This is a genomic window from Amycolatopsis sp. NPDC051102 (genome assembly GCF_040682815.1).
GTDB lineage: Bacteria > Actinomycetota > Actinomycetes > Mycobacteriales > Pseudonocardiaceae > Amycolatopsis.
In genome coordinates, this window is the sequence record NZ_JBFBBT010000017.1 from 94,552 (window position 1) to 120,468 (window position 25,917).

At 71.8% G+C, this 25,917-nt stretch carries 26 protein-coding genes; 13 read left to right on the top strand and 13 right to left on the bottom strand.

The features are described 5' to 3' along the window. Nucleotides 1-131: 131 nt before the first annotated feature. Nucleotides 132-518 carry a cold-shock protein gene (locus AB0M93_RS34960; protein ID WP_013230216.1) on the top strand — a complete coding sequence of 129 codons (387 nt, stop codon included), beginning with the start codon at nt 132-134 and terminating at the stop codon, nt 516-518. Here the strand turns inward: AB0M93_RS34960 and AB0M93_RS34965 are convergent. From AB0M93_RS34965 to AB0M93_RS34975, 3 genes are read right to left on the bottom strand one after another with little or no spacing between them, the layout of a single operon-like run. Next, nucleotides 515-991 carry a DUF2771 family protein gene (locus AB0M93_RS34965; protein WP_364281808.1) on the bottom strand — a complete coding sequence of 159 codons (477 nt, stop codon included), beginning with the start codon at nt 989-991 and terminating at the stop codon, nt 515-517. The two genes, AB0M93_RS34960 and AB0M93_RS34965, sit on opposite strands and share 4 nt — an antisense overlap. Nucleotides 992-1,001: 10 nt before the next feature. Further along, nucleotides 1,002-2,900 carry an MFS transporter gene (locus AB0M93_RS34970; RefSeq protein WP_364281811.1) on the bottom strand — a complete coding sequence of 633 codons (1,899 nt, stop codon included), beginning with the start codon at nt 2,898-2,900 and terminating at the stop codon, nt 1,002-1,004. Nucleotides 2,901-2,950: 50 nt separating this feature from the next. Continuing rightward, nucleotides 2,951-3,718: a glutaminyl-peptide cyclotransferase gene (locus AB0M93_RS34975; protein WP_364281814.1), complete on the bottom strand. Its 768-nt coding sequence runs from the start codon at nt 3,716-3,718 to the stop codon at nt 2,951-2,953. A gap of 51 nt (nt 3,719-3,769) precedes the next feature. On the opposite strand from AB0M93_RS34975, the gene AB0M93_RS34980 reads away from it, so the two are divergent. Together AB0M93_RS34980 and AB0M93_RS34985 are read left to right on the top strand one after the other, a co-directional pair. Continuing rightward, on the top strand, nt 3,770-5,440 hold the full coding sequence (locus AB0M93_RS34980) for a DUF3027 domain-containing protein (RefSeq protein WP_364281817.1): 1,671 nt from the start codon (nt 3,770-3,772) through the stop codon (nt 5,438-5,440). Beyond that, nucleotides 5,437-8,259 (top strand): molecular chaperone Hsp90, encoded by a 2,823-nt coding sequence (locus tag AB0M93_RS34985; protein ID WP_364281820.1) that lies wholly within the window; start codon nt 5,437-5,439, stop codon nt 8,257-8,259. Before AB0M93_RS34980 ends, AB0M93_RS34985 begins: the two co-directional genes overlap by 4 nt. A gap of 3 nt (nt 8,260-8,262) precedes the next feature. Here AB0M93_RS34985 and AB0M93_RS34990 read toward each other — a convergent pair whose 3' ends face one another. Beyond that, nucleotides 8,263-8,490: a DUF2530 domain-containing protein gene (locus tag AB0M93_RS34990; RefSeq protein WP_364282043.1), complete on the bottom strand. Its 228-nt coding sequence runs from the start codon at nt 8,488-8,490 to the stop codon at nt 8,263-8,265. 82 nt (nt 8,491-8,572) lie between these two features. On the opposite strand from AB0M93_RS34990, the gene AB0M93_RS34995 reads away from it, so the two are divergent. Then, nucleotides 8,573-10,042: an NCS2 family permease gene (locus tag AB0M93_RS34995; RefSeq protein ID WP_364282046.1), complete on the top strand. Its 1,470-nt coding sequence runs from the start codon at nt 8,573-8,575 to the stop codon at nt 10,040-10,042. Here the strand turns inward: AB0M93_RS34995 and AB0M93_RS35000 are convergent, their stop codons facing one another. After that, entirely contained in the window at nt 10,043-10,591 is a 549-nt protein-coding gene (locus AB0M93_RS35000; RefSeq protein WP_364281822.1) for a hypothetical protein, read from the bottom strand. Nucleotides 10,592-10,691: 100 nt separating this feature from the next. On the opposite strand from AB0M93_RS35000, the gene AB0M93_RS35005 reads away from it, so the two are divergent. Together AB0M93_RS35005 and AB0M93_RS35010 are read left to right on the top strand one after the other, a co-directional pair. Beyond that, a complete protein-coding gene (locus tag AB0M93_RS35005) occupies nt 10,692-11,123 on the top strand; it encodes a MarR family transcriptional regulator (RefSeq protein WP_364281825.1) in 432 nt (143 codons plus the stop codon). A 113-nt stretch (nt 11,124-11,236) separates the two neighbouring features. Beyond that, the gene (locus AB0M93_RS35010) at nt 11,237-12,493 is read left to right on the top strand and encodes an MFS transporter (RefSeq protein WP_364281828.1); all 1,257 of its coding nucleotides are present in this window, start codon (nt 11,237-11,239) and stop codon (nt 12,491-12,493) included. A gap of 236 nt (nt 12,494-12,729) precedes the next feature. On the opposite strand, the gene AB0M93_RS35015 is transcribed toward AB0M93_RS35010, so the two are convergent. The 5 genes from AB0M93_RS35015 to AB0M93_RS35035 all read right to left on the bottom strand — a co-directional run bounded on the left by AB0M93_RS35015 (nt 12,730) and on the right by AB0M93_RS35035 (nt 17,313). Then, nucleotides 12,730-13,539: an arylamine N-acetyltransferase gene (locus AB0M93_RS35015; protein WP_364281831.1), complete on the bottom strand. Its 810-nt coding sequence runs from the start codon at nt 13,537-13,539 to the stop codon at nt 12,730-12,732. A 107-nt stretch (nt 13,540-13,646) separates the two neighbouring features. Continuing rightward, the gene (locus AB0M93_RS35020; protein WP_003088226.1) at nt 13,647-14,270 is read right to left on the bottom strand and encodes a superoxide dismutase; all 624 of its coding nucleotides are present in this window, start codon (nt 14,268-14,270) and stop codon (nt 13,647-13,649) included. 197 nt (nt 14,271-14,467) lie between these two features. Further along, nucleotides 14,468-15,127 carry a biliverdin-producing heme oxygenase gene (locus AB0M93_RS35025; RefSeq protein ID WP_364281834.1) on the bottom strand — a complete coding sequence of 220 codons (660 nt, stop codon included), beginning with the start codon at nt 15,125-15,127 and terminating at the stop codon, nt 14,468-14,470. A 73-nt stretch (nt 15,128-15,200) separates the two neighbouring features. After that, nucleotides 15,201-15,797 (bottom strand): TetR/AcrR family transcriptional regulator, encoded by a 597-nt coding sequence (locus AB0M93_RS35030; RefSeq protein WP_364281836.1) that lies wholly within the window; start codon nt 15,795-15,797, stop codon nt 15,201-15,203. Nucleotides 15,798-15,813: 16 nt separating this feature from the next. After that, nucleotides 15,814-17,313, bottom strand: coding sequence for a glutamate--cysteine ligase (locus AB0M93_RS35035; RefSeq protein WP_364281839.1), 1,500 nt, complete (start codon nt 17,311-17,313; stop codon nt 15,814-15,816). 209 nt (nt 17,314-17,522) lie between these two features. Here AB0M93_RS35035 and AB0M93_RS35040 point away from each other — a divergent pair, with 209 nt between their 5' ends. The 3 genes from AB0M93_RS35040 to AB0M93_RS35050 are packed head-to-tail and all read left to right on the top strand — an operon-like array spanning nt 17,523 to nt 19,343. Next, nucleotides 17,523-18,329 carry an RNA methyltransferase gene (locus AB0M93_RS35040; RefSeq protein ID WP_364281841.1) on the top strand — a complete coding sequence of 269 codons (807 nt, stop codon included), beginning with the start codon at nt 17,523-17,525 and terminating at the stop codon, nt 18,327-18,329. A 31-nt stretch (nt 18,330-18,360) separates the two neighbouring features. Beyond that, on the top strand, nt 18,361-18,972 hold the full coding sequence (locus tag AB0M93_RS35045) for a DUF2537 domain-containing protein (RefSeq protein ID WP_364281844.1): 612 nt from the start codon (nt 18,361-18,363) through the stop codon (nt 18,970-18,972). 17 nt (nt 18,973-18,989) lie between these two features. Next, nucleotides 18,990-19,343: an MmcQ/YjbR family DNA-binding protein gene (locus AB0M93_RS35050; protein ID WP_364281847.1), complete on the top strand. Its 354-nt coding sequence runs from the start codon at nt 18,990-18,992 to the stop codon at nt 19,341-19,343. On the opposite strand, the gene sepH is transcribed toward AB0M93_RS35050, so the two are convergent. From sepH to AB0M93_RS35065, 3 genes are all read right to left on the bottom strand, one after another. Beyond that, nucleotides 19,340-20,185 carry a septation protein SepH gene (gene sepH, locus AB0M93_RS35055; RefSeq protein ID WP_364282049.1) on the bottom strand — a complete coding sequence of 282 codons (846 nt, stop codon included), beginning with the start codon at nt 20,183-20,185 and terminating at the stop codon, nt 19,340-19,342. The genes AB0M93_RS35050 and sepH overlap by 4 nt on opposite strands. Nucleotides 20,186-20,377: 192 nt before the next feature. After that, entirely contained in the window at nt 20,378-21,529 is a 1,152-nt protein-coding gene (locus AB0M93_RS35060; RefSeq protein WP_364281850.1) for an ATP-binding protein, read from the bottom strand. Continuing rightward, nucleotides 21,526-22,188, bottom strand: a complete 663-nt coding sequence (locus AB0M93_RS35065; RefSeq protein WP_364281853.1) for a response regulator transcription factor — start codon at nt 22,186-22,188, stop codon at nt 21,526-21,528. Before AB0M93_RS35065 ends, AB0M93_RS35060 begins: the two co-directional genes overlap by 4 nt. Before the next feature lie 112 nt (nt 22,189-22,300). Between AB0M93_RS35065 and AB0M93_RS35070 the strand changes: the two genes are divergently transcribed. From AB0M93_RS35070 to AB0M93_RS35085, 4 genes are read left to right on the top strand one after another with little or no spacing between them, the layout of a single operon-like run. Next, nucleotides 22,301-22,840 (top strand): hypothetical protein, encoded by a 540-nt coding sequence (locus AB0M93_RS35070; protein ID WP_364281856.1) that lies wholly within the window; start codon nt 22,301-22,303, stop codon nt 22,838-22,840. Beyond that, nucleotides 22,837-23,931 (top strand): peptidoglycan-binding protein, encoded by a 1,095-nt coding sequence (locus AB0M93_RS35075; protein WP_364281859.1) that lies wholly within the window; start codon nt 22,837-22,839, stop codon nt 23,929-23,931. Before AB0M93_RS35070 ends, AB0M93_RS35075 begins: the two co-directional genes overlap by 4 nt. Then, the gene (locus tag AB0M93_RS35080; RefSeq protein ID WP_364281862.1) at nt 23,928-24,614 is read left to right on the top strand and encodes an ABC transporter ATP-binding protein; all 687 of its coding nucleotides are present in this window, start codon (nt 23,928-23,930) and stop codon (nt 24,612-24,614) included. The genes AB0M93_RS35075 and AB0M93_RS35080 overlap by 4 nt, the downstream gene beginning before the upstream one ends. Beyond that, a complete protein-coding gene (locus AB0M93_RS35085) occupies nt 24,611-25,816 on the top strand; it encodes an ABC transporter permease (RefSeq protein WP_364281865.1) in 1,206 nt (401 codons plus the stop codon). Before AB0M93_RS35080 ends, AB0M93_RS35085 begins: the two co-directional genes overlap by 4 nt. The last annotated feature ends 101 nt before the right edge of the window (nt 25,817-25,917 follow it).

The window sequence follows — 25,917 nt, forward strand, 5'->3', positions numbered from 1 at the left end:
GACGCAAGAGCGTATCCGGCGGTATCGACTTCTCCCCAGGGCGTGTGGCGAGATACCCTTTACCCAGCGCGCCCTGGGTACGCCCCGGGCGCGTTCGTCGTGAGCGGACAGCAGAAGGACTGGTGAGGGAAGTGCCGACCGGCAAGGTCAAGTGGTACGACGCGGAGAAGGGGTTCGGGTTCGTCACGCAGGACGGTGGCGCCGACGTCTACATTCGCAAGGCCGCGCTGCCGCAGGGCGTCGAGGGGCTGAAGGCCGGGCAGCGGCTGGAGTTCGGCGTCGCCGACGGCCGTCGCGGTCCGCAGGCGCTCTCCGTCCGGCTGCTCGACCCGCCGCCGTCCGTCGCCGAGGCGCGCCGTCGCCCCGCCGAAGAGCTGCACGGCCTGATCGAGGACATGATCAAGCTGCTGGAGCTCAAGGTGCAGCCGGACCTGCGGCGCAACCGCTACCCGGACCGCAAGCACACCAAGCAGATCGCCGAGATCATGCGCGCGGTGGCCCGGGACATCGATCCCTAGGCCTCCAGCCGGAGACCCCAGACGTCGCTGGGCAGCAGGCCCGACTCGCCGGTGCTCGCGTTCAGCACGGCGGTGTACTTCTGGACGTCGACCGCCGAGATGCGGTCGGCGGGCGTCGGCGGCGTGACCGTGTAGGCGTAGCGGTCCAGTGACGTGAACGGGATCGGGTCGCTCTGCTTGTACTCGCCCTGCGGGGTGACGTACTCGTAGACGATCTGCCACGGCGCGTCGGCGACCTCGCCGGGCACCGAGATCTGCACCGGCTTGCCGGGGCGGACCTTCAGCGACTGCGTGTCGCCCTTGGCGCTGCACGGCTGGGCGAGCTGCTGCGAGTAGTCGCACGTGAGCACCGGCGTGGCGTTGATCGTGTGGCCGTCGGCGTAGAAGGTGACCTCGGCCGGGCCGGGTGCCGAGCAACCGGCCACCGCGAACCCACCGGCCGCAAGCAGGGCCACCACCCGGGAACGTCGCATGCGCCGGAGCCTACCGGCGGGCCCTGGGGTCGCCGGGCAGGCCCTGGGCCGGGAAGCTGCCGGTCGGCTCGGGGCGCAGCGGCCGGTCGCCGCCGAGGCCGGGCACGAGCGAGCCGCCGCGGCGCACGAGGAACGTCTGCGCGCACCCGACGGCCAGCACGACCGTGATCACCAGGAAGCCGATCCAGTACGTCGGCGGCAGCAGCAGGCCGACCGCCCCGCCGAGGCACCACGCCAGCTGCAGCACGGTTTCCGAGCGGCCGAACGCCGACGCGCGCGACTCCTCGGGCAGGTCTTCCTGGATGACGGCGTCGAGGCTGATCTTGGCCAGCGCGCTGGCCGTGGCGCCGACCAGGCCGACGATCGCGGCCGTGGCCAGCCCGGGCAGGATCGTCGCGACCAGCGCGGCCAGCACGCAGCCCGCCACGCAGCCGACGATCACCTGGTCGGGGCTGCCGAAGTGCAGGCGCGAGCCCAGCGCGTTGCCGAGGAACCCGCCGGCGCCCGCCGCGGCGCCGATCACGCCGAGCAGCAGCAGCTGCATGAACGGCGTCTGCCCGCTGCCCTCGGTCTGGGCCTTGACCGCGAACGCGGCGAACATCATGAGGAAGCCGGTGAGCACGCGCACCGAGCCGTTGCCCCACAGCGCGACGACGATGTGGCGCCCCATCGGCTGACGGCGTTTCTTCTCCTTTGGGTGGGCCGAAAGCGACGTCGGCACCTCGCCCTCGGTCGCCTCCACCCAGGCCGGGATCCGCATCGACTGCACCGCCGCGGCGACGCAGATCAGCGCGGTGAACCAGAGCGCGCCCGCCGAACCGCTGATCGCGTTGATGCCGCTGGCCAGCGCGCCGAACACGCCCGCGGCGACCAGCCCGAACGTGGTCAACCGGGCGTTCGTCTTGGAGAGCGTGATCTCGGAGGGCAGCACCCGCGGCGTCACCGCGGCCTTGAGCACGGTGAACGACTTCGACAGCACCATCATGCCGAGCGCGGCCGGGTAGAGCAGCCAGTCGTCGAAGTGCAGCGCCATCACGACGGCCATCAGCCCTTGGCCGATCGACGACGCGCACATCGCCAGCCGCCTGCCGCGCTGCACCTTGTCGAGCGCCGGGCCGATCACCGGCGCGACCAGCGCGAACGGCGCGATCGTGATGAGCAGGTAGAGCGCCACCTTGCCCTTGCTCTCGCCGCTGGTCGCGGCGAAGAACAGCGTGTTGGCCAGCGCGATCGCCATCGCCGCGTCGCTGGCGTAGTTCAGCATCACGGCGTAGGTCAGCGAAGTGAGGCCGGACTTCTCGGCGCCGTCGGCCTTCGTCGCGCGCTGGAAGGCGTCGACGGCCTGGCCGGTGAGCTGGCGGCTGCGCATCGCCGCCACCCGCGTGACGGTGATCTTCTTCGGCAGCTTCGGCGTGCCACCCGGCGTCCGCGGTTCCTCATGCGGCGGCGCTTCCGGCTCCGGCGGCCGCGGTTCACCCGCGTAGCCACCGGTGTCGTAGTGCTCGTACTCACCGCTGCCCGGATAGCGTTCGCCCTGGTAGAAGCCGCCGGGCGGCTCGCGGCGCACCGGTTCGGTGCGGTGCGGGTCATACGGCCGCGCCCCGCGCGGTGGCGGCGGCCGGCGACCGGTCGGCGCGGCGGCGGTGGGTGCCTCGTCCGCGTTCGGCACGCGGCCGTCGCGGAACCCGCCGCGCGGCGGCTGGACGGGCCGGTCGACGCGGGTGGGCGGCGGCGCGCTCTGGTGGGCGACGCGGGTGGGCGGCGGCTGGCTGCCGGGCGCGGCCGCGTCCCGCCAGTCCCTGGCCTGCGCCGCGCCGGGCTCCGGCGTCCAGCGCCGCTTGGACTTCCGGCCGCGCGGCTGACCCGACCGGGTGCCGTCGGAGCCGGAGCGGGAGCCGAAGAGTGCCACGTGTCAATCCTGCCTTACCGGGGGCCGGTTCCGCCTGCTCATCCGTGCTTTCACGCCGGAGCCGGGACGAACCTCACCCGGAACGTGACCGGCCACTGCTTCCCGGTGAGGAGGAAATCGCCGGTGCCCGGAACGGCGGCGATACCGTTGAGCACGGCTTCGGAGCCCGGCGCGTTCACCTGCGCACGCAGCTGACCTGCGTCGATCGTCCCGGTCACGCGTCCGGAGGCGGCGTCGATGCGCAGCACGGTGTCGGTGTGCCAAACGTTTGCGTAGACGTCGCCGGCGACGCACTCGAGCTCGTTGAGCTGGTCACGGCCGACGTCGACGCCCCCGGTGACCGCGAAGGTCTTCGGATCGCGGAAGGTGAGCCGCGCGGAGCCGTTGCTCATCACGAGCCGCCCGTCGGCCTGGTGGCAGAGGCCCCAGCCCTCACCCTGGAACGGCACGCGCCGCAGCTCGGCGAGGGACTGGGAGTCACGTTCGATGGCGAACCCGTCCTGCCAGGTGAGCTGCCACAGCCTCGGCCCGAGAACGGTGACGCCCTCGCCGAACAGCGGCGACGGCAGCGCGACGGTGGTCCGGGGCGCGCCGCCGGGTGGTCCGGCGGTGAGCGTCGACTGTCCCGCCAGGCCGGTGCTCTCGTAGAGGGTGTCGCCGGCGAACTCGAGGCCTTCGGTGAAAGCGGCGGCGTCGTGGGGCAGGGTCGAGAGCACCTGGACGGTGAGGCGTTCGGGGCCGGGTTCCTGCGCCGGGGCGCCGGCGCAGCCGCCGAGCGCGGCGGCCAGCAGCAGGCAGGTGACGATCGGGGTGCGCACGATGAACAGCCTGGCACGGGCGCCGCGGATGCGTGCGGCACAATTGGCCACATGACTCTGCTGCTGACCCTGGACGACGGCTCCGTGCAGCGCAAACTCGCCGATGCGGTGGAGTTCGCGCGAGCTGCGGTGCTGGAGGACGCACCCGAGGAGCAGCTCGGCGCGCACGTGGGGGTCACCCGCGAAGACGCGGTCACGGCGAGTCACCTGTTCGAGGCCCAGGTCCCGGGCTACGGAGGCTGGCGCTGGTCGGTGACGGTGGCCCTGGCGGGCGACGACGAGCCGGTGACGGTCAGCGAGGTCGTGCTGGTCCCGGGCCCGTCGGCCCTGGTGGCGCCGGCCTGGGTGCCGTGGGAGCGCCGCGTCCGCGCGGGCGACCTGGGCGTGGGCGACATCTTCCCGACGGACGAGAACGACCCCCGCCTGGCCCCGGCGTACCTCCAGTCGGACGACCCGGCGGTGGAGGAGACGGCCCGCGAGGTGGGCTTGGGCCGCGTCCACGTGCTGTCCCGCTTCGGCCGCACGGAAGCGGCGTCACGCTGGCACGCGGGCGAGTTCGGCCCCCGGTCGGACATGGCGCGGAGTGCCCCGGACGTGTGCGGGACATGCGGGTTCTTCGTGCCGCTGGCGGGCTCGTTGCGCGGAGTGTTCGGGGTGTGCAGCAACGACATAGCCCCGGCGGACGGCCACGTGGTGGACGTGGAGTACGGCTGCGGAGCGCACTCGGAGGTAGAGGTCGAGGTGACGTCATCGGTCCCGGTGGCGGAACTGGTGTACGACGACTCGCTGCTGGACTTCGCACCGGCCCCGGAGGTCGTGGAGGCGGCCGTCGCGGAGGGCGAGACGGGGGTCGCGGAGTCGGACGTGTCGCCGGCGGAGGTGGAGCCGGAGGCCGCGTCGGAGGCGGCGGAGGTTGCGGAGCCGGTGGCTGCGGAGGCCGCGGCGCCGGTTGAGGCTGGGGCCGAGGCGCCGGCTGCGGTGGAGGCCGAGCCGGTTGAGGCCGGGGCGGAGACGCCGGCTGCGGCGGAGGCCGAAGCGGTTGAGGCAGACGCGCCGGTTGTGGCAGAGGCCGAGTCGGTGGCGGTCGAGGCCGAGTCGGTTGAGCCGGCTGCGGAGGCCCCGGCTGCGGCTGGTGAGGTTGCCGAACCGGTGGTGGCTGAGGTGCCGGAGCCCGCGGATGCGGAGCCGACGCAGGCGGAGGTCACCGATGCGGTCGAGGTCCGGACAGCGCCGGAGGCGGTTGCGGCCGAGGTGCCGGAACCCGCTGAAGCGGAGCCGACGCAAGCCGATGTGACCGATGCGGCCGAGGTGCGGGCAGCGTCGGAGCCTGCGCAGGTCGAGCCGGTTGTGCCGGAGCCCGCGGATGCGGAGCCGACGCAGGCCGAGGTGACCGATGCGGCCGAGGTGCGGGCAGCGCCGGAGGCTGCGCAGGCTGAGCCGGTTGAGGCGGAGCCTGCTGAGTCGGAGCCTGCCCAGGCCGAGGTGACCGATGCCGTCGAACTGCCGGCCGCTCCGGAACTGGTCGGGACGGCCGCTGACTCCGAGCCGGTGGCTGCGGAATCCGATGCGGCCGAGGTTGATCCGCTGCCCGCCGACGTGGCCGCGCAGGCCGGTGATGAAGCCGAAGTGCCCGAAGCCGCTCTTACCGACACCGTTGTGACCGAGGGCGCCGAAGCCGGGCAGGCTGATGAAGCGCAAGCCCAGCTCGACAACGATCGGTGAGCGGCCTCGCCACCGAGGCCGCCGCCGGGGGTGATCCCTTCGGGACCGCGCGGCTTCGTGAGACCACCCTGCGTGGCTGGCGGGATTCGCCCACCCGGCTCACCGAGGACACCAACGTCGAGCGGGATCTGCGCGTTGGTGCCTATCGGGACCGGCTGTTCGTCGAGCTTGCCCAGAATGCCGCCGATGCCGCCATGGCCGGTGGCTCTCCCGGGCGGGTTCGGGTGTCCCTTGTGGACTCCGAACTCCGGTTCGCCAACACCGGTGCTCCGCTCGACGCCCGCGGTGTCGCGTCGCTCGCTTCGCTGCGGGCCTCCGGCAAGACCGGCGCCACCGTCGGGCGCTTCGGTGTCGGCTTCGCCGCCGTGCGGACCGTTTCCGATGAACCCCGCGTTCTCTCCACCAGCGGCGGGGTCGCCTTCTCCGCCGAGCGCACCCGGGAAGCCGCGGGCATCGACGGCGACGTTCCCGTCCTGCGCCTGCCCTGGCCCCTCCCCGCCGACGTCCCCGCCGGCTTCGACACCGAAGTCCGGCTTCCGCTGCGGGACGGCGTCGACGGGGCGCGGCTCCTGGCCGAACTCGCCGAGGACGTCGGTGATCTGCTGCTCGCCCTGCCGTGGCTGGCCGAGTTCGAAGTGGACGGTCGCGTTTGGACACGGACGGCCGACGGGGATGTCGTCCGGATTCGGGGCCCCGTCACGGAAACGCGGTGGCTGACCCACCGGGGTGACGTCGTTTGGGCCGTTCCGGTCAACGCAGAAGGTACGCCGGAGCCGCTCGAAGAAGACGTTCTGCGCGCACCCACTCCGACCGATGACGGGCTGTCGCTGCCCGCTCGGCTTCTCGCGTCCGTGCCCGTCGAACCCTCGCGTCGCCGGGTGCTGCCCGGGGCCGAACTCACGGAAGTGCTCGAGCGAGCCGCGAAAGAGTACGTCGAGCTCGTCCGGTTGCTGCCGGCCGAGCACCGGTTCGCCCTCGTTCCCAAGCCGGGGTTTCCGAAGTCCACTGTGGATGCCAAGCTGCGGGACGAGGTGCTCGTCACGCTCAGCGATGAGCGCTGGCTGTCCACTCAGGACGGTGTGGAGGTCTCCGGCCGCCAGGCCCGGGTGCTCGACGTCGACGTGCCCGGACTGACTGCGCTGCTCGCCGACCTCGTGCCGAGGCTGCTCGGGGGATCCGCGCCCGCGCAAACGCTGAAAGCCGTTTCGGCGCAGGTGATCGGCATCGAAGAGGTGCTGGAAACGCTGACCGGTGTCAGCCGGGATCCGGGCTGGTGGCGGGACGTCTACGCAGCCCTCGCGATCGCCGTCGAGTCGCACGCCCTGGCCGCGGAACGGCTGGATGGGCTGCCCGTTCCGCTGTCGGACGGCCGGACGCTGCCCGGTGCCCGTGGCTGTCTGCTCGTGGAGGGTTCTGCGGAACTGCTCGACCTGTTGTCCGATGTGGATATCCCTGGGCTGCGGCTGGTGCACCCCGCCGCGTCGCACCCGCTGCTGGAACGGTTGGGGGCCAAGCACGCCGACGCCCGAGAGCTGCTCAACTCCGATCAGCTCCGCGACGCCGTCGAGCGCAGTGTCGAGGACGTTCGGTCCGGTTTGGACGGTACGACGCTCGCCGGGGCCGTGCTGCGGCTGATCGCCGACTGCGGGGACGATGCTCCGCGCTGGGTTGGCGCGCTGGCCCTGCCCGGTACCGAAACCTGGCGCCGCGCCGACGAGCTGGTTCTTCCGACGTCGCCACTGCTGGAGATCTTCGACGAAGAGGTCTTCGAGGAGGATGGCGCGCTCGACGTCCTCGACGAGGACTTCGCCGAAGACTGGCCGCAGAGCACGCTCGAAGCCGCCGGGGTGCTCGATTCCTTCGCGGTCGTCGTCGATGACGAGCCGCACGAGCCCGACCACGCTCTTCCCGACGAGGAAATCTGGTGGGACTCCCTGGTGGAACCGCCGAGCACGGTGGTCGCGATCCGGGACCTCGATCTCGTCGCCGATGACGCCTGGCCCGCGGCGCTGCGGTTGCTCGCCGCGCGGCCCGAAACCTGGCACGCCCTGCGCACGCCGCTGGGGCACGCTGCCTGGTGGATCGCGCAGTACGCAGTGCTCGAAGGGGCTGCGCCGAACGAATGGCGGCTGCCGGACGCCGATCTGGCGGGGCTCTTCGACGAGGTGCCCGACGTCGGCCTGAGTGAAGACCTCCTCCGGGTCGCCGGGGTGCGCGCCGAGCTCACTCTGTCCACTGTGGATGAAGCCGCTGATCTGCTCGACCGGCTCGCCGATCCGGAACGCGTGGTTTCGCCCGGGCTGGCGACGCGTGCCTACGACGCCGTCGTCGAGTCCGGAGTGGAGCCGCGCCCGCCGCGGGGTGTCCGGGCCGCGGACGGGTCCGTTGTGGACGATGCGCTCGTCCTGGACGTGCCGTGGGTGGCCGGGGCGCTCGAGCCCGACCGGTACGTGGTCGCGCCCGAGGAGCCGGAGCGGCTCGCGGACCTGCTCGACCTGCCGCTCGCGAGTGGCGCGCCCGCCGAGGTGACCAGCGAAGGCGAGTACGCGCCCTGGGCCGAGCTGCCCGCGCTGAAGCTCGTCGCGGACCAGCTCGGCATCCGGCTGCCCGACGGCGGCGTCCTGGTGCACGACCCGCTCACCGTGCGCATCGAGGGCGCCGAGCACGACGTCCAGTGGTGGTCCGACGACCGGCTGCACGCGGCCGACACGTCCGAGGGCCTGGCGCGCGCGTTCGCCTGGGCGGCCGGGCGCTGGCCCGACCGGCACCTGATCACGGCTCTGCTCGACGACCCGTCGCCGCGGACGCTGCTCGCGTAAGCGTCAGAGCCGCTGGGCCGATTTCGACCCGCGGCGGGCGGCGGCGCGCTGCCAGGCGATGATCGCCATGCCGACGAAACCGAGCGCGAACCCGGACAGCGCCGTCTGCACCCACAGGCCCGAAGTCGTGAAGAAGAGCACCACCAGCGCGACAGCCCAGATCGAGGTGCCTACGATCACCACCGGCGTCAGGTCGGTCAGCCTCTTGGGCAGCTCCGGCGTGGGCCGCAACGAGCCCGTAACCTCCGGTGGATTGATCGGTTCACTCACGAGGTGCAGGGTACTCCGCAGCAGCGAGAGAATGGGCAGGCGAATGGCGGAGCAGGAGACGACCCGCACCGGGACGTCCACACTGGACCGGTTCTTCAAGATCACCGAGCGGGGTTCGACCGTGCCGCGCGAACTGCGCGGCGGGCTGGTCACCTTCGTCACGATGGCCTACATCGTGGTGCTGAACCCGCTGATCATCGGCAGCTTCTCGGCCGACGACGCGGGCGCGCACAAGGACGTCCTCGGCGGCATCCTCCCGGTGCCGCAGGTCGCCGCGGTGACGGCGCTCGTCGCCGGGGTGATGACCATCCTGATGGGCCTGGTCGCGAACTACCCGTTCGCCATCGCCACCGGCCTGGGCATCAACAGCCTGGTCGCGGTCACCATCGCCCCGCAGATGACCTGGCCCGAGGCGATGGGCCTGGTGGTCATCGAGGGCGTGATCATCGTGCTGCTCGTGCTCACCGGGTTCCGCACCGCGGTGTTCCGGGCCGTGCCGGCCGCGCTGAAGTCGGCGATCGCCGTCGGCATCGGCGTGTTCATCTGCCTGATCGGCCTGGTCGACGCCGGGTTCGTGCGCCGGCTGCCGGACGCCGCGCACACCACCGTCCCGGTGGGCCTCGGCATCAACGGCTCGATCGCCTCCTGGCCGACCGCGGTGTTCGTCGTCGGCCTGCTGGTCACCGGCGTCCTCGTCGTGCGGAAGGTCAAGGGCGCGATCCTGATCGGCGTGCTCGCCTCGACCGTGCTGGCCATCGTCGTCGAGGCGATCGTCAAGGCCGGGCCGTCGCAGGGCACCAACCCGAAGGGGTGGAACCTCGGCTACCCGGCGCTGCCGGACCAGGTGCTCGGCCTGCCGAACCTGTCGCTGGTCGGCGACGTCTCGTTCGGCGCCTGGACGCGGCTGCCGATCATCACCGTCTGCCTGCTGGTGTTCACGCTGGTGCTGGCCGACTTCTTCGACGCGATGGGCACCATGACCGGCCTCGCGAAGGAGGCCGACCTGCTGCCGGCCGACGGCCAGCTGCCCAACGTCGGCAAGGCGCTGTTCGTCGAGGGCCTCGCGGGCGCGGCCGGCGGCTTCGGCTCGGCCAGCTCCAACACGGTGTTCGTCGAGTCGGCCTCCGGCATCGCCGAGGGCGCGCGGACCGGCCTGGCCAACGTCGTCACCGGCGTGCTGTTCATCGCCGCGATGTTCCTGACCCCGCTCTACCAGGTGGTGCCGGTCGAGGCGGCCGCGCCGGCGCTGGTCGTGGTCGGCGCGATGCTGATGTCGCAGGTCCGCGACATCGACTTCACCGACTATTCGATCGCGCTGCCGGCGTTCCTGACGATCGTCGTCATGCCGTTCACGTACTCGATCGCCAACGGCATCGGCGCCGGCTTCGTCAGCTACGTCGTGATCCGCGCGGCCACCGGCAAGGCCCGCCAGGTGCACCCGCTGATGTGGGTGATCGCGCTGGCCTTCGTGGCGTACTTCGCGGTCGGGCCGATCCAGGCGGCGTTCAAGTAGTCAGCCCCGGATCTTCAGGGCTTCGTCGAGGACGCCCCGGTTGCGCTCGAATTCGGCGACCGGGGCTTCGAACCGCACCGTCACCAGGGCGTCGCCGGCGCCGAGGCCGACCACGGTCACTCGCCGCGGCACGCCATCGCGGGAGTAGGTGAAGTCCCATTCCGCGGTGTCCCGGTCGGCGATCGGGGCGTGCCCGGCCACTGTGCCGCCCTGTGAGCCGGCCAGCGCGCGCAGCCCGCTCACCGGATCCTCCTGCGTGATCGCCACCCGGTCGGTCTCGAGCAGCAGCTCGCCTTGGCGGTAGGTCGCGCGCTCCTTGTCACGGCTCACGCTCCACGACGGCACCGGGATCTCGATGGCCGAGCCGGGCCCGGTCCCGTCGGCGAGCTGGTAGATCTCCAGCTTGCCGACGGCGATCGCCGGCGGGTGCGACGACGACGGCGGCGGCGCGGCCGCGGGTGCGTCGTCACCGCCGCCGAGGAACTGTGCCGCCACGATCGCCGCGATCGCCGCGCCGACCACGGCCGTGCCCGCCAGCTTTTTGTTCATCCGACCCCCAGGTCTCGTCCTCGGGAGGACGCACGGACCGCGCCCGGGTTGCGGCAGAGATCACCCGTGCGGCCGAAGTTTCGTAAGGTATGCTAACTATATGTCCGGCGACACGCACGAACGCTCCTTGGCGGGCCGTCTGCGTCTCGCGGTGGTCCGGCTCAACCGCCGGCTGCGGGCACAGCGCGTCGGGGACGACCTCACGCTGACGCAGGTCGCCGCGCTGTCCACCCTGCACAAGTGCGGTGCGCTGACCCCGGGTCAGCTCGCCGCGAAGGAAGGCGTTCAGCCACCTTCGATGACGAGGGTGATCGCCGCGCTCGAGGAGCTGGGGTTCGTCGAGCGGCGCCCGCACCCGACCGATGGCAGGCAGGCCATCGTCGAGCTGTCCGAGAGCGGACTGGCCTACGTGCAGAAGGCCATCTCCGTGCGGGAAGCGTGGCTGGACCGGCAATTGGCGGAACTCGGCGACGAAGAGCGCGAAGTGCTCTCCCAAGCCGCCGAAATCATCGACAGGATGGCGGGGAACTAACCACGGTGACGGCCACGGGTAGCGAAACGAAGCGTTCGATCCAGACCACTGCTACCCGGGACACGGCCCCACCGCCGTCCGCATCACCGCCATCCGGAACCAAGCGCGGCGGGATGTTCGCCTCCCTGCGGGTCCGCAACTACCGGCTGTTCTTCACCGGCCAGGTCATCTCGAACATCGGCACCTGGATGCAGCGCATCGCCCAGGACTGGCTGGTGTTCACCCTCAGCGGCAACAACCCGATCGCCCTCGGCGTCGCGGTCGCGCTGCAGTTCACGCCGACGTTGTTCCTTTCGCTCTGGGCCGGCGTCCTCGCCGACCGCGTCGACAAGCGCCGGCTGCTCACCTGGATCCAGACGGCGGCGTGCGCGCAGGCCGCCGTGCTGGGCGTGCTCGACATCAGCGGGGTCGTCGCCCTGTGGCAGGTCTACGTTCTGTGCTTCACCCTCGGCGTGACCGCGGCGCTCGAAGTGCCGACGCGGCAGTCGTTCGTCGCCGAGATGGTGGGCCGCGACCAGATCGCCAACGCGGTCGCGCTGAACTCCTCCATCTTCAACATGGCGCGGATCGTCGGGCCGGCGATCGCCGGGTTCGCGATCACCTGGATCGGCACCGGCTGGCTGTTCATCGCGAACGCGCTCAGCACGGTCGCGGTGATCACCGGGCTGATCCTGATGAACCCGGACAAGCTGTTCCGCGTCGCGGCCGTGCCGCGCGAAAAGGGGCAGCTGGCCGAGGGCCTGCGGTACGTCCGCCGCCGGTCGGACCTGATGACGGTGATGGTGCTGGTGCTGTTCGTCAGCACGTTCGGCATCACGTACTTCAGCTCGCTGCCGATCGTCGCGGCGAACGTCTTCCACACCGCGGCCGACGGCTACGGCCTGCTGTCGACCCTGGTCGCGGTGGGCACCTTCACCGGCGCGGTGATGTCCGCCCGCCGGGGGACCAAGGGCCGGCCGCGGGTGCGGCTGATGCTCGTGTCGGCGTTCTTCCTCGGCGTGTTCGAGCTGATCACCGGGTTCATGCCGACGTACCTGACGTTCGGCCTCGGCCTGATCCCGCTCGGCTTCGCCACGATGACGTTCCTCAACACGGCGAACGCGCTGGTGCAGACGTCGGTCAGCCCGGAGATGCGCGGCCGCGTGATGGGGCTGTACGTGCTCGTGCTGATCGGCGGCAACCCGGTCGGCGGCCCGATGGTCGGGTGGATGGCCCAGGAGTTCGGCGGGCGGTCTCCGTTCTACATCGGCGGGGCGGTTTCGGCGGTGGCCGCGGTCGTGTGCGCGCTCGTGCTGGTCCGGCGGGGTGGCGTTTCCTGGCCGGTGAAGCGCGGGCTCGGGCTGCGGGTGCTGAAGCGGACGAAGGTCTGACAGGAAGTATCGGGTCATGTTCATGGCGTGACCGTATCCGCGGGCACCGACAAAAATGGGCGGTTCCAGGCCCTGATGTCACCCGAAAGAGTGAGATCGGGGTCTCCCAGCCGAACCTCTTGCCGTGATTGTTGAGGTTAGGCTAACCTCATATACGTCCGCTTCGTGGTGGGAGCGGCAGTCAGTTCGGGAACGGACGGAGCCCCGGCCCTGGGAACCCCAGGCCGGGGCTTCGTTCACGTCAGCGCAGTGTCCGGCTGGCTCGCACTGCTGGTCAAGGGGCTCTCACCCGGTGGCACCGGCAGCCGCGTCAACGTCACCCCGAAGTACACGCGGTACGCCGTCCGGATCGCGTCCGGCGAAGGCAGGCGAACCTCGTTCCGGACGCCGTCGACCGTCTCGATCAGCCGGTCGCCCGACAGCGTCACGCGGCCCTGGGAGGTCGGGCGGGAGCACGTCAGGGACTGCGTGAAGTGCGACTCCGGTGACGTCGTCTGCCACCACGCCATCGGGATGAAGTCGGTCAGCGGCCGGGGGCGGCGCTCAAGGCGGTACTGCGGCTTGCCGTCCAGCAGCACGTCGACGTCACCGTGGGGCGCGTCCAGCAGCAGGAACTCGCCCTCGGGGTCGATCTGCGGGTCCACGGCCGTCAGCCGCAGCGGGTGCCGGGCGAACCGGCCGAAACCGACGTCCACCAGCCAGTCCTCGGCCAGGGACACGACGATCGCCGCGTGGTCCAGCGGCGGGCCGGGCGTGCCGTCGGCGCGGAACACCTGCGCCGCGTGCAGCGAAGCGTCGTACCCCAGCGTGCGCAGCAGCGCGGCGAACAGGCCGTTCAGTTCGTAGCAGAACCCGCCCCGGCGGCGGTGCACGATCTTGTCGAACAGCGCGTCCTCGGCCAGCACGACGGGCTCGCCGAGGTGGCTGCTCAGGTTCTCGAACGGCACTGCGGCCAGGTGGCGTTCCTGCAGGTGAAGCAGGGTCGCGAGGTCGGGCGCCGCCGGCCGGGCGACGCCGAGGCGGTCCAGGTACGCGTCGATGTCCATGCCGCCCACCCAAACACCTCGACCGCACTCGAGGTCAAGGGATTTTCACCCGGCGACGAAAAACGGGGCCCTCCCGGAAGGGAGAGCCCCGTTCGGCGAAAAGCAGCTCAGCCGAGCAGCAGGCCGTTGCCGCCCGCGACGGCGTTGTCGAAGCGCTTGGAGATCTCCGCCCAGTTGAAGATGTTCCACAGGGCCTTGACGTAGTCCGGCTTCACGTTCTTGTAGTCCAGGTAGAACGCGTGCTCCCAGACGTCGACCAGCAGGATCGGCACGGTCGGCAGGATCAGGTTGTTGTGGTGGTCGCGCAGCTGCTGGGTGATCAGCGTCTTGCCGATCGGGTCCCAGGAGAGCGCGCCCCAGCCGTTGCCCTGGATCGTGGTGGAGACGGCGGTGAACTGCGCCTTGAACTTGTCGAAGGAGCCGAACGCCTCGTCGATCGCCGCGGCCAGCTCGCCGGTCGGCTTGTCGCCGCCTTCCGGCGACAGGATCTTCCACCACACGACGTGGTTGGCGTGGCCGGCCAGGTTGAAGGCCAGCGTGGTCTCCAGGCCGACGATCGAGCCGAAGTCGTTCGCTTCGCGGGCGGCTTCGAGCTTGTCGAGCGTGTCGTTCGCGCCCTTGACGTAGGTCGCGTGGTGCTTGCTGTGGTGCAGCTCGTTGATCTCGCCGGAGATGTGCGGCGCGAGGGCGCCGTAGTCGTAGTCGAGATCGGGCAGCTCGTAGCGGGCCATTGGCCCTCCTTCTGTCTTCGACACAAGTTTCCGGTACCGAACCTAGTAGCACATGCCCCCTCGCGGCGAGCGGGGGCGGGCGGCCGTCACACCGTGAGACGGCGGTTCGCAAGTGGCGTACCCCGAAGGCGCACCACCCGAAACCGAGCCTGCAACTTGGACTTAACTGGAGGTCAACGAGCTGTGAGATCGATCATTCAGGCGCGGACCTCGTCCAGCCGCTGCGCGAGCTCGTCGAACACGGCGACGTTGCACTCGAACGCCACCAGCGTCTCGTCGATCACGCGGGCGCGCTCGTCCTCGTCCCACGGCGCGTTGTCCAGCTTCGCCCGGTAGGCATCGCGGAAGCGGGGCGCGCTGCCGATGCCGTCGAAGTGGTAGAAGAGCGCGCCGGCTTCGGCGACGTCGTAGTTCTTCTCGAGCGTCCGCCGGATGACCTGGCCGCCGGCGATGTCACCGAGGTAGCGCGTGTAGTGGTGGGCGACGTACCCGCCGGCCCACGCCGACGCTTCGCGGATCCGCGAGACGTACTCGCGCGTGGAAGCGAGCGGCGAGATCGTCGCCCGCCAGTCCGGGCCGACCAGGTGGGCGAGGTCGCGCTCGAGGAGCGGAAGCCGCCGCAGCTCGTCGAAGACGAAGGCGCTGCCGACGCTGTCGCCGGCCATCGCGTCGCTCGCCGCCTCGATCGCGCCGTAGATGTAGTAGTACTGGATCGCCAGCCGGGTGTAGCCGTCCCGGGTCAGCTCGCCGCCGAGCAGGGCGCGCATGTACGTCGAGTAGTTCGCCTTTTCGTGCACCTCGAGCGTCGACGCGCGCAGGGTGGCCGAGAACGGGCGGGCGTCCGTGGTCACCGACATGGGCAGGCCTCCCGGCGATCGATCTGACACGCTGTCAGAAAGATCGTAGGGCATGACTCGGACTTAGGCTACCCTAAATCGTCGCGCCCACCGCCCGCAGGACGAACCGGACCGCCGCTTCGACGACGTCTTCCAGCTGCTCGGCCGGCCCGTCGACCAGGGTGCGGTTGCCCAGCGCCGCGGTGATCATCGGGATCAGCACGTCCGGGTCCTCGGCCGGCCAGCGGCCCAGGTCGACGCCGCCCGCGAGGATCGCGCGCAGGCGGTCGGTGATCGGGTCCGCGTGCGCGCTGATCCGCCGGTACGCCGCGGGGGCCAGCGCCGACGCCAGCGCCGTGCCCGGTGGCATGTGGTACTCGGCCAGCACGCGCAGCTGCAGCCGGACGAAGGTGGCCAGCTGCTCGACCGGGTCGGCCTGCGCCTCGACGGCGTCGGTCAGCCGCGTGACATACCGCGCCGCCTCGTCTTCGACGAACGCGACGAGCAGGCTTTCCTTGTCCGGGAAGTGGTTGTACAGCGCCGTCCGGCCCACGCCGGCCGCCGACGCGACGCCGGCGAGCGTGATCGCGTCGAAGCCGCGCTCGTAGAGCTGGGCGCGCAGGACGTCGAAGACCCGGGTCCGCACCTCACGCCGGTGCGCCTCCAGTGACGCACCGAGAATCTTCGGCATCCACCCAGGCTAGCGCTCAGTCCGAGATCGGCCAGGTGTGCACCGGCTCGCCCGACTCCGACAGCTCCAGGTAGCGCCCCAGCATCAGGCTGAGCGCCGCCTCGCGGTCCAGCCCGCGTTCCTGGGCGTGCAGCACGTAGTCACGCTGCCAGGTCGCCCCGGTCCGCCGCGCCAGGCACCGGCGTTCGATGATCCCGAGGTAGCGCTCACGGGCCTCGTCGGAGACGTCGGAGCGGCGCAGGCCCTCGTGGGCCAGGGGCAGCAGCACGCGCAGCGCCAGCTCGTCCGGCGGGATCCAGCCGATGCCCGGCCAGTACAGCTGCCCGTCGAAGGAGCGGCGGGCGCCCGCGTACAGGTTTTCCTCGGCCGCCTGGAACGACATCTGGCTCCACACCGGGCGTTCCGCCTCGGCCAGCGCGCGCTGGGCGCCGTAGAAGAACGCCGCGTTCGCCACCGTGTCGACCACCGTCGGCCCGGCCGGCAGCACCCGGTTCTCCACGCGCAGGTGCGGCAGGCCGTCGACGACGTCGTACACCGGGCGGTTCCAGCGCCAGATCGTCCCGTTGTGCATGCGCAGCTCGGTGAGTTTCGGCGCCTGGCCCGCGTCGAGCGCCTCGATCGGATCCTCGGTGTCGGTTTCCGGGAGCAGGCCCGGGAAATAGCGGACGTTCTCCTCGAACAGGTCGAAGATCGACGTGATCCAGCGCTCGCCGAACCACACCCGCGGCCGCACGCCCTGGTTCTTCAGCTCTTCCGGCCGGGTGTCGGTCGCCTGCAGGAACAGCGGGATCCGCGTCTCGTGCCACAGCGCCTTGCCGAGCAGGAACGGCGAATTCGACGCGAGGGCGATCTGCGGGCCGGCCAGGCACTGCGCCGCGTTCCAGTGGGCAGCGAACTCCTCGGGCGCGACCTGGAGGTGCAGCTGCACGCTGGTGCACGCGGCCTCTGGCAGGATCGACTCCGCGTAGCTGCGCAGGCGCTCCGGCTGCCGGCCCGGCAGCGGCGCGCCCTCCATGGCGAGCACCGTGCGCTCCCCGCGCGCGGCGAAGATCTGGTCGTTCAGCGTGGAGTACCGGGTTTTGTTCGTCAGCCACTTCTGGTCGAAGTGCTCGTGCTTCAACGTCGGCAGGATGCCGATCATCGCCAGCGACGACCCGGTGTCGCGGGCCTTCGCCGCCGCGGTGTCGAGGTACGCGCGGAGGTCGTCTTCGAGCTGGAGCGCGGAATCGCCCGCCAGCGGCCGCGGCGGGACGTTCAGCTCGATGTTGTGCTGACCCAGCTCGGTGGTGAACGACGGGTCGTCCAGCGCCTCCAGCACCGCGCTGTTCGTCATCGACGGGCGCAGTTCGCGGTCGACGAGGTTCAGCTCGACTTCGAGGCCGATGTTCTTGCGGGGGAACGAAAAGCTGCCGTCGGTGAGCATCCGCGCCAGCGTGTCGAGGCAACGCTGCACCTTGCGGCGGTATCGTCCTCGGTCCAGCGTGTTGAACGGCTGAGCCTCGAGGTCCATCCCCATGACCATCCCTGCTTCGTGTCGGCGTGGACTAGGACGTGTTTCAGGCCGGGCGGACAACCGTTACACAGCCGATGCACCCGGGCTAGCGGCCAAACTGGTGCTCTCCGTCACGGGCAGTTAACCGATTGCAAAATGGCCCCGTTCGTACCACCGCGCGGTCGACGTTCGGACCAGTGAGGCGCCCGGCAAGCGGGTGACAGACTGAGCGGATGGGCGTGATCCACATCGACCACTCCGGCGACCCGCGCGTCGACGATTTCCGTGACCTGTCCACTGCGGACCGTCGGCCCGACCGGCCCGGCGGCCGGGGTCTCGTCATCGCCGAAGGCACCGTCGTCGTCTCCCGTCTGCTGGCGTCCCGCTACCCGGTGCGCGCGCTGCTGGGCGTGTCGCGGCGGTTCGCGGAACTGGCCGGCGACCTCGCGGGACTCGACGTGCCGCAGTACGTCGCCTCCGCGGAGACGATGGCCGATGTGGTCGGGTTCCACCTCAACCGCGGGATCCTCGCCGTCGCCGACCGGCCCGCGCCGCTGACGGTTTCCGAAGTCACCGGCGGCACCGGCCCGATCGCGGTGCTGGAAGGCGTGGGGGACCACGAAAACCTCGGTGCGCTCTTCCGCAACGCGGCCGCGCTCGGCGTCGGCGGCGTGCTGCTCGGGCCCGGCTGTTCCGACCCGCTGTACCGGCGCAGCGTGCGCGTGTCGATGGGCCACGTCCTGCGCGTGCCGTTCGGGCACCTGACGGACTGGCCCGGCGGGCTCGACGACCTGCGGGCGCGCGGGTTCGCCGTCGCGGCGTTCACCCCGCGGCCGGGCTCGATCCCGCTGCGCGAACTGCGTGAGCACGCGCCGGGGCGGGTGGCGTTGCTCTTCGGCGCCGAAGGCCCCGGGCTGACCGAGACGGCACTCGCGGCGGCTGATCATGCCGTCCGGATACCCATGCCGGCCGGAGTCGATTCACTCAACATCGCCACGGCCGCCGCCGTTGCCTTCTACGAACTGGCCCGGGGCGGCTAAAGTTCTGGTCTCCGAGGCGGGAGGGGACACCATGGAGCTGCGGATCCGCGGCGAGCGGGCCGTGCTGGCCGGACCCGGCGGGGAGCACGCGCGGGAGGTGGACCCGCACAAGCTCGCGATCGGTGCCGACCTGGCCCAGGCCCTGCACGAATGGGCGCGCGTGGCGTCCGCCGTCTCCGCCGATTCCGGGGCGGAGGCGGGCGCGGTGGTCTCGCAGCGCGGGCGTCAGCTCGCCGGCCGGCTGGCCTCGGTGATGGGCACGACCGTGCGGTTCGTGGACCCGGTGACAGGCGCCGACACCGTCGTCGAGCCGCCCCCGCCCGCCGTCGCCCGCCGCCACCGGTTCGTCCAGGCCGTGCTCGGCCCGCCGGGGCCGCCGGGGGAGCCGACCCCGTGGCTGACCGGGCTGACCGTGTCGGCGTTCATCGCGGCCGTGGTCGTCGTCGCCATGCTGGCACTCGCCTCGGCCGTGGTCCGCGAGACCAGCGGCTGGCTGGCGCTGGTGGCCGCGGCCTTCGTGACGGCCGGGATTTCGCCGTCGCTGTGGCTGATCCGCCGCACCCCGATCCTGCGCTGGGCCGCCTACGGCGCGGCGGGCGGTGTCGTGATCGCCTGGATCGGCGTGCTGGTCATCGTCTTCTGACGCCGTAATCTGGCGGGGTGGAGCAGCTGGACGCGTTGCGGAAGTTGTGCCTGGCCCTGCCGGAGGCGACCGAGCGGCTCAGCCACGGGTCGCCTGCCTGGTTCGTCCGCGGCAAGAAGACGTTCGCCATGTTCGCCGACGACCACCACGGCGACGGCAGGCTCGCCTTCTGGTGCCCGGCACCGCCCGGGGCGCAGGAGGAGCTGGTGCGCACCGAGCCCGGGCGGTTCTTCCGGCCGGCGTACGTCGGGCACCGCGGCTGGCTGGGTGTCCGGCTGGACGTCGACGTCGACTGGGCGGAGGTCGACCGGATCGTGCGCGAGGCCTACCGGCAGGTGGCGCCGAAGACGCTCGCCGCGCGGGTGGATTAGCCGCGCTGCGAGCGGACCCCGAGGAGCACGTCCTCCCAGGACGGCACGATCGGGTGGTTCTTCTTGGCCTTCGGCCGCGGCTCGGGTACCGCGGCGTCCTCGTCCGGCTCCGCCGGGACACGCGGGATCTCGCGCGTGTCGTCGTCCGGGTCCGGCTCGGCCGACGGCAGCTGGGCGCGCTCCGGCTCCACCGAGTCCAGCGTCGGCTGGTACTCCGTCTCGCGCGCCGGGGCGAGGGCGCGGACCGTGCGCGGCGGGCGATACGCGTTCGGGTCCAGCAGGACCTCGGCGTTTTCGTCCAACGCCGTCACCGTGCCGCCGTGCGCACCCGGCGAGAACGCCCAGTGCGCGCGGTTGTCCGAGCGCCCGGCCTTCCACTGGAGCACCACGACCCAGCGGCCGTCGTCGCCCTTCCAGGAGTCCCAGGTGGCCTGCGAGTAGTCGTGGCCGCGGACGCCGAAGCCGTACGCGACGACCTCGCCGAGCGTCTGCACGTCGGGGCCGTCCTCGCGGACCGGGTGGGCGCTCTGCGCCAGCTCGGCGGTCCGGGACCGCTCGAGCAGGACGGGGTAGGCGTAGCGCTCGACGCGCTGCGTCGAGACACCGGCGCTCGCGGCGACCTGCTCGACGGACTCGCCGGCGCGGATGCGCTGCTGGATCTCGCGTGGCCGCATCTGGCTCTCCAACTCGATTTCGATCTGGCCGAGGCGGGTGATGTCACCCCGCGCCGCCGCGCGCAGTCGCTCATCAGCCGGGAGCAGGAAACGAGTACGGCTCGCCGGGTCTTCGAGCACGATGGACTTCCCGTCCTCGTGCAGTCCGACCACTCGCAGCGCCCGCATTGTTCTCGCCTCCCCGATCTTCTTCACCGTTGTGGGTACCCACGTTAGAACGGCGCGTCGGCTTGACGTGCGAGGCGCGCCGAGTCCGCACCGAACTGCCCACTGTTCACTTCGCGTCCTCCGCATCCTTGCTCAGCCAGGTCAGCGGCGAAGGGGTGACACGCTGGACACGCAAAGTCACGATCGAGTGGATCAAGACGGCGGCAGCCGCACGGTCACCGTGAGCCCGCCACGCCGGCCGGGCTGGGCCTCCGTGTACCCGCCGTGGGCCTGGGCCACCGAGCGGACGATCGACAGCCCGAGCCCCGCGTTGCGCGTGTCGCCCGTCCGCTCCGCTCCGCCCAGCCGCCGGAACGGCTCGAACAGCGTCGGCACGGCCTCGGGCGGGACCACCGGTCCCGAGTTCCGGACTTCCAGCGCCGGGTCGCCGCGCACCTCGACGTACACCCAGCCGCCCGGCGCGTTGTACGTGATCGCGTTGACCAGCAGGTTCGTCACCAGGCGCTCGAGCAGCACCGGGTCGCCCGCCACCGTCCGCGGGCGCAGGCGGGTCTCCACCGTCACCCCGGCCGAAGCCGCCTGGGCGGACGTCGCCCGGACGACCGACGCCGCGATCTCGTCGAGCCGGACCGGCGCGCGGGCGTGCAGGCCGCGGTCGCTGCGGGCCAGGACCAGCAGGCCCTCGATCATCCGCTCGCTGCGCTCGTTCGTGTGCAGCAGGTGCGTCCCCAGCTTCCGCAGCTCCGGCGTCACCTCCGGGTCGGCCAGCGCGACCTCGATCAGCGTGCGCTGCACCGCCAGGGGGGTCCGCAGCTCGTGGGACGCGTTCGCGACGAACCGCTTCTGGCTGTCGAACGACTCCGCCAGCCGGTCGAGCATGCCGTCGAACGTGTCCGCCAGCTCCTTCAGCTCGTCCGGTGGCCCTTCCAGGTTGATCCGGCGGTCGAGCTTGCCCGCCTCCAGCCGCCGCGCCGTCGACGTGATGTCGTGCAGCGGCCGCAACGCCCGGCCCGCCATCAGCCAGCCGAACAGCACCGCCAGCCCGGCCGTCGCCACCAGCGCGATCGCCGAGCCGACCAGCAAGGTCGACAGCGTCGAGGAGCGGTAGGTGTCCAGCGAACCGCTGAGCAGCTGCACCGCCACGCCCGGGGAACCGACGACCGTGCCGGCTTGGGCACCGTACAGCGCGTCGGCCGAGCCGATCGTCGTCGAGGCGACCCGGGCCGGGTCCGGCAGCGTGCTCTGCACCAGCAGGTAGTCGATGACGACCAGGATCGTGCCGGCGAGCAGGAAGAGCCCGCCATACCAGGCCGTCAGCTTCGTCCGGACGGACAGGCCGGTCACGGCGCGCCGAACCGGTAACCCGCTCCCGGCACCGTCCCGATCACCGGCGGGTCGCCCAGCTTGCGCCGCAGCGTCATCACCGCGACGCGGACCGCGTTGGTGAACGGGTCCGCGTGCTCGTCCCACGCCTTCTCCAGCAGGTCCTCGGCGCTCACCACCGTGCCCTCGGCCCGCATCAGCACCTCCAGCACGGCGAACTCCTTCGGGGAGAGCAGCAGGAACCGGCCGTCGCGGGCGGCCTGGTGCCGCGGCAGGTCGAGCACGACGCCGTCGCGCTCCAGCACCGGTGGCAACGCCGGCCGCGCGCGCCGCGACAGCGCCTGGACCCGGGCGACCAGCTCGGCGAACGCGAACGGTTTCGTCAGGTAGTCGTCGGCGCCGAGGCCCAGGCCGGCGACCCGGTCGGTGACGTCGGCGGCCGCGGTCAGCATCAGCACCCGCGCCTCGCCGCCCGCCCGCACCACGGCGGCGCAGACGTCGTCGCCGTGCACTCCCGGCAGGTCGCGGTCGAGCACCACGACGTCGTAGCCGTGCACGCCGACCCGCTCCAGGGCCTGCGCACCGTCGTAACAGACGTCGACGGCCATCGAGAAGCGCCGCAGCCCCTCCGCGACCGAGTCGGCCAGCAACCGCTCGTCCTCCACCACCAGCACCCGCACCGGCCCAGTCTGCGCAGGCAGGCCATAAGGACCGCATAAGCGACGTCGCTTAGCGCGCCCGAATGCCCGGATCCGTAGACCTGGCACCCGACCGGAGGAAAGGAGCGAGCCGATGCGGACACGGATCGTCGTCGCGGCGATCGGGGCGGCGCTGCTGCTCGGTGGTTGCGGCGCGAAGACGGACGACGGGTCGAAAGTCGCCTCGATTTCGACGCCGCCGAAGAGCGGCGGCCCCAGTGCCGCCGACGCCAGCGGCAAGAGCGACGAGGACAAGATGCGGGACTTCGCGAAGTGCATGCGCGAGCACGGCGTCGACATGCCCGACCCGAAGCCGGCCGGGGACGGCAAGGGAGGGTCGATCGCGATCCAGGGCGTCGCGCCTGGCGACGGAAAGCTCGATGCCGCGTCGAACGCGTGCAAGCACCTCATGCCCAACGGCGGCGAGATGAAGCCGCCGAGCGCCGAGGAGCTCGACAAGATGCGCAAGGACGCCAAGTGCATGCGGGACCACGGCATCGACATGCCGGATCCCGACCCGAGCGGCAAGGGTGCGACGCGGATCGGCGGGCCGGGCGACGACCCGAAGAAGTTCGAAGACGCCGCCAAGGCGTGCGGGCTCGGCATGAGCATCCACTCCGAGGCGGGCAAGTGACCGAAGTGACCCACCTCAAGCCACGCCGCCGCGGCCGGACGCGCTGGTTCGTCGCCGGTGCCGTCCTGGTCGTGGTGCTGGGCACCAGCTCCGTCGTGATCCTGACCCGGGTGTCGAGCGCGACGCCGGTGAAGGAGGCCGCGCCGCCGCCGGTCGAGACCGCCGAGGTCGTCAAGACCGACCTCAGCGAAGAAGAGGAGGCGGACGGCACCCTCGGCTACGGCGACGAGTCGGCCGTCGGCGGCCGCAAGCCCGGCACGATCACGTCGCTGCCGGCCGCCGGCGCCACCTTGACCCGTTGCCAGGCGGTGTACGGAGTGGACGCGAAGCCGGTGCCGCTGTTCTACGGCACGTTGCCGTTCTACCGCGATCTCGCGGCCGGCGCCGACGACGGCGCCGACGTCAAGCAGCTGGAGGAGAACCTCAAGGCGTGCGGGTTCGGCGGCTTCGGCACGCCGGACAAGAAGTTCACCTCGGCGACGGCGGCGGCGCTGAAGAAGTGGCAGAAGTCCCTCGGCCTCGAGCAGACCGGCGCGTTCGGCCAGGGTGACGTCGTGCTGGCGGCGGGTGAGGTCCGCGTGTCGGCACTGGCGGCCAAGCTCGGCTCGCCGGCCCAGGGCGAGGTGCTGAAGACGACCGGCACCGTCCGTTCGGTGCAGGTCAAGCTGGACGCGGCCAAGCAGGGCCTGGCCCAGCAGGGCGCGAAGGCGTCGGTGACGATCAACGGGAAGACGACGACGGGCACGATCACCGACGTCGGGCGGACCGCCGTCGAGGGCAAGGACCAGGCGGGCCAGGACGACGGCAAGCCCAAGATCACCGTGAGCGTCCGGCTCGACGACCCGGCCGCCGCCGGCCCGCTCGACTCGGCCCCGGCGAGCGTCCGGTTCACCAAGGACGTCCACCAAGGTGTGCTCGCGGTCCCGGTCGGGGCGCTGCTGGCGCTCGCCGAAGGCGGGTACGCCGTCGAAGCCGACGAGAACGGCCAGCGACGGCTCATCGCCGTCCGAACGGGACTGTTCAGCGGTGGGAAGGTCGAGGTCACCGGCGCCGGGCTGACCGCGGGCATGCGGGTGGTGACGACGTCGTGACGCCCGTGCTGCGCGTGCACGAGGTCACGCGCACCTACCCCGGCGGGGTCGCCGCGCTCGACGGCGTCTCGCTCGCCCTGGAAGACGGCGAGATGGTGGCGATCGTCGGGCCGTCCGGCTCCGGCAAGTCCACCCTGCTGCACCTGATGGGCACGCTCGACCGGCCGTCGTCGGGCCGCGTCGAGCTGCGCGGCCACGACGTCGCCGCGTTGCCCGACCGCAAGGTCTCGGCGCTGCGCTCGCGCTGGATCGGGTTCGTGTTCCAGCAGTTCTTCCTCGACGAAGGGATGAGCGCGGTGGACAACGTGTGCACCGGCCTGCTCTACGCCGGGGTGCCGCGGCGACGGCGGCGTGCGCGGGCGCTGGCCGCGCTCGACCGCGTCAAGCTGGGACACCGGGCGTGGCACCGGCCCGGCGAGCTCTCCGGCGGCGAACGCCAGCGCGTCGCGATCGCCCGGGCGGTGGTCAACGACCCGGCGATCCTGCTGGCCGACGAGCCGACCGGCAACCTCGACACCGCCACCGGGGCGTCGGTGCTGTCGCTGCTGGGCGAACTGTCCACCGGCGGCACCACGATCGTCGTGATCACCCACGACCGCGAGATCGCCGCGGGCATGCCGCGCCGGATCGAGCTGCTCGACGGGCGCCTGCGGGTCGACACCGGCCTGGCAGGTGCGCGATGACCCTGGTGAAACTGCCCGAGCCGGCCCGGCTGAAGCCGCCGGACGTCGTCGCGCTCGGCGCGCACGGCATGCGGACCCGGCCCGTGCGCGCGGTGCTTTCCGCGCTGGGCATCGCGATCGGCGTCGCCGCGATGGTGGCGGTGCTGGCGATCCCGGCGTCCGGCGCGCAGGCCCTGCACGACCGGCTGGCCGCGCTCGGCACGAACCTGCTCACCGCCGGGCCGGGGCAGACGCTGTTCGGGAAGAACGCGGTCCTGCCCGACGACGCCGTCCCGATGGCCAGGCGCGTCGGCCCGGTCCAGGCGGCCGCCGGCACCGGGACGACGTCGGCGAGCGTCCGGCGCAGCGACAAGATCGCGCCGGACGACACGTCCGGGCTCGCCGTGTACGCGGCGCGGCCGGACCTGCTCGCCGTGCTGGGCGGCAAGGTCCGGGCGGGGGCGTTCCTGGCCGCGGGCAACCAGGACTACCCGGTGACGGTGCTCGGTTCCCAGGCCGCGGCCCGGCTCGGGATCGACCACGTCGACCCGGCCCGGCCGCCGCAGGTGCTGATCGGGACGCAGTGGTTCACCGTCGTGGGGATCCTCGCGCCGATGCCGCTCGCCCCGGAGATCGAACGCTCGGCGCTGGTCGGCTGGGACGTCGCCGAGCGGCTGCTGGAGTTCGACGGCCATCCGTCCACTGTGTACGTCCGTGCCGAAGAGTCCCAAGTGGACGGCGTGCGCTCGGTGCTGGCCGCGACGCTGAACCCGCAGGCGCCGAACGAGGTCGAGGTGCGCCGCCCGTCGGACGCCCTCGCGGCGCAGAAGCTGACGGATACGACGTACAGCGCGTTGTTCCTCGGGCTCGGCGGCGTCGCCCTGCTCGTCGGCGGCGTCGGCGTGGCGAACACGATGGTCATCTCGGTGCTGGAGCGGCGGCGCGAAATCGGCCTGCGCCGGGCGCTCGGGGCGACGAAACGGCAGATCCGCGGCCAGTTCCTGGCCGAGTCGGTGCTGCTGTCGGGGTTCGGCGGGCTGGCCGGGGTGCTCGCCGGGGTGCTGGTGACGGCGGGGTACGCGCTGAGCCAGGGGTGGCCCGCGGTGCTGCCGTCGGCCGCGCTGGCCGGCGGCGTGGGGGTCGCGGCGCTCGTCGGGGCGGTGGCGGGGGCCTACCCGGCGGTGCGGGCCGCGCGGCTGGCGCCCACGCGCGCGCTGGCCTGAGGGGAGGCACGGAGTGCCGGGCGGCCGGTCAACCGGCCGCCCGGCATTCAGCACGTTGGAAGATTTCCGACGCGATCGGCGAGGTGTTGGATGAGGTTGTG